Source organism: Kitasatospora sp. NPDC007106 (genome assembly GCF_040634455.1).
Lineage (GTDB): Bacteria > Actinomycetota > Actinomycetes > Streptomycetales > Streptomycetaceae > Kitasatospora > Kitasatospora arboriphila.
Map to the genome: position 1 here is coordinate 1 of NZ_JBEYFP010000992.1, position 2024 is coordinate 2024.

2 protein-coding genes are annotated in these 2024 nt (G+C 72.6%); one reads left to right on the plus strand and one right to left on the minus strand.

Going from position 1 to position 2024, the window contains the following annotated elements; translation table 11 throughout:
- Nucleotides 1-83 precede the first annotated feature (83 nt).
- Nucleotides 84-914 carry a glycoside hydrolase family 47 protein gene (locus tag ABZ641_RS34900; RefSeq protein ID WP_359988395.1) on the plus strand — a complete coding sequence of 277 codons (831 nt, stop codon included), beginning with the start codon at nt 84-86 and terminating at the stop codon, nt 912-914.
- A gap of 5 nt (nt 915-919) precedes the next feature.
- Here ABZ641_RS34900 and ABZ641_RS34905 read toward each other — a convergent pair whose 3' ends face one another.
- The gene (locus ABZ641_RS34905) at nt 920-2002 is read right to left on the minus strand and encodes a GDSL-type esterase/lipase family protein (RefSeq protein ID WP_359988397.1); all 1083 of its coding nucleotides are present in this window, start codon (nt 2000-2002) and stop codon (nt 920-922) included.
- Nucleotides 2003-2024 lie beyond the last annotated feature (22 nt).

The following is a 2024-nucleotide window of genomic DNA, read 5'->3' on the forward strand; positions in this document are numbered from 1 at the left end:
TGATGCCCACCGCGCCCTGACGGTCCGCGGCCGGTCGGGGCGTCCGACAGGTTCCGGTACGCGGCCGTTGGGCCGAATCGCACGTGGTGCGCCGACTCGAGTTCGGCATGCTCTCGCAGCTGACGGGCAGGCAGAAGTACTGGGACGCGGCGAAGCGCGCCATGCGGGCGGTCTTCGACCGGCGTTCGGCCCTCGGCCTGCTCGGCACCTCGCTGAACATCGAGACCGGCCGCTGGACGGACACCACCTCCTGCGCCCCCAACCCGCCGGTCGACTCCTACTACGAGTACCTGTGGGCCGGTGCCGAGCTCTTCGGCGACGGCGAACTCGGCGACTGGTACCGGCTGCTGACCGGCTCCGTGCTCCGCTACCAGCTGGAGCACCGGGGCGGCTACGCCTGGTACAAGCAGGTCGACTACGCGACCGGGCGGACCACCGGCCGCGGCGCCTCCGAGCTCGGCTCCTTCTACCCGGGCCTGCTCGGCAAGGGCGGGGACATGGACGCGGCGGTGGACTACTACAACACCTGGACGATGATCCTGGACAACAACCCGGTGGTGCCGGAGGCCATCGACTACGGCGACGCCACCGTCCGCTCGGCCCGCAACGACCTGCGGCCGGAGTACGTCAACTCCTCCTTCGACCTGTGGATGCTCACCGGCGACCGGCAGTACAAGGAGACCGCCTACGGCTACTTCGCCGGGCTGCGGGAGCACCTGCGGGTGCCGGGCGGCTACACCGTGGCGGAGGACGTCACCGCCGCCCCGCTGCGGCGCGGCGACCTGACGCCGGGCTACTGGTTCGCGGAGAACCCCAAGTACCTGTACCTGATGTTCGCGGCGGCGCCGCGCTTCGACTACCGCTCCGGGCTGCTGTCCACGGAGGGCAAGCTGATGCGCGGCGCCGTGCGCTGAGCCCGCTAGCGGGCCGTCAGGTACGTCCCGGCGGCGTCCCGCCCGGGCGTGTTGCGGCAGGACCAGTTTCCGGTCGGCTGCGCGTTCAGCAGGGTCAGGCAGCGGCCGAGGGCCAGCTGCGCGTAGTGGTTCGGGTGGAAGGACTCCTGCAGGGCGCCCTGGGTGGTGGTGCCCATGTCGAGGAAGCGGGCCCACTCGCTGGTGGTCGCCGACGGCGGGGTGCCGGGAGTCGCCAGCCGGGTCGCGGTCGAGCAGACCTCGCGGCCCTGCAGGAGGTCCCGCAGGTCGAGGAACTGCACGCCCTTGGCGGCGGCGACGGCGGCCAGCCGGTCGGAGATCTGCGGGACGAGCGAGTCCCGGGCCCAGTCGGCGTCGAGGTTCCAGAACGGGCAGCCGCCGGTGTTGGTGCGGCTCCAGCCGCTCTCCGGGTAGCGGTTCTCGCTGCTGCGCGGGATCGGCGACGGGTAGGACTGCAGCACCAGCCGGTACGAGGAGGACGTGTAGCCGGCGGCGGACATCACCGCGCGGACCTCGTCCACGGCCTTGCCGACCCCGGCCATCGCGGCGTCCATCTTCGCGTCCACGGCGGCCTGCTGGTCGTCGTGGCAGTAGGACCACCAGATCTCGTAGTCCTGGACGCAGGTGGAGATCACGTCGCCGAAGCCCAGGTCGTTGCCGCCGACGGAGAGGGTGATCAGCTTGACGGTGTTCTGCGCGGCGACGGCGGCCAGCTGGTCGGCCTGCGGGGCCTCGCCCTTGAAGGACTGCCCGCCGTTCGCGGCGCGGAACACGTTGGCGGAGGTGGCGCCGGAGCAGGCGAGGTTGATCTGGGTCTGGGCGACGCCGGAGGCGGAACGGACCTCGGCGGAGTCGGAGCGGTCGCAGCCGGAGGTGTAGGTGCTGCCGTACACCCGGGCCGGGTCGTAGCCGCTGCCCGTCCAGGCGCGGTCGGTGCCGTCGCGGCCGCCGCTCGCGGTGTCGCTGTTGCCGTCCCAGCGCCCGGCCTCGCCGGAGACGTAGCTGTCGCCCATCGAGACGACGGCGGTGGGACCGGCGGCGGCGGCCGGGGCGGCGGCGGTGACCAGCATCGGCAGGGCCAGGGCCGCCGCC

What these genes read in the sequence shown, in the direction of transcription:
- ABZ641_RS34905 (WP_359988397.1), bottom strand. Translation starts at nt 2,002, where the DNA reads ATGCTGGTCACCGCCGCCGCCCCGGCCGCCGCCGCCGGTCCCACCGCC.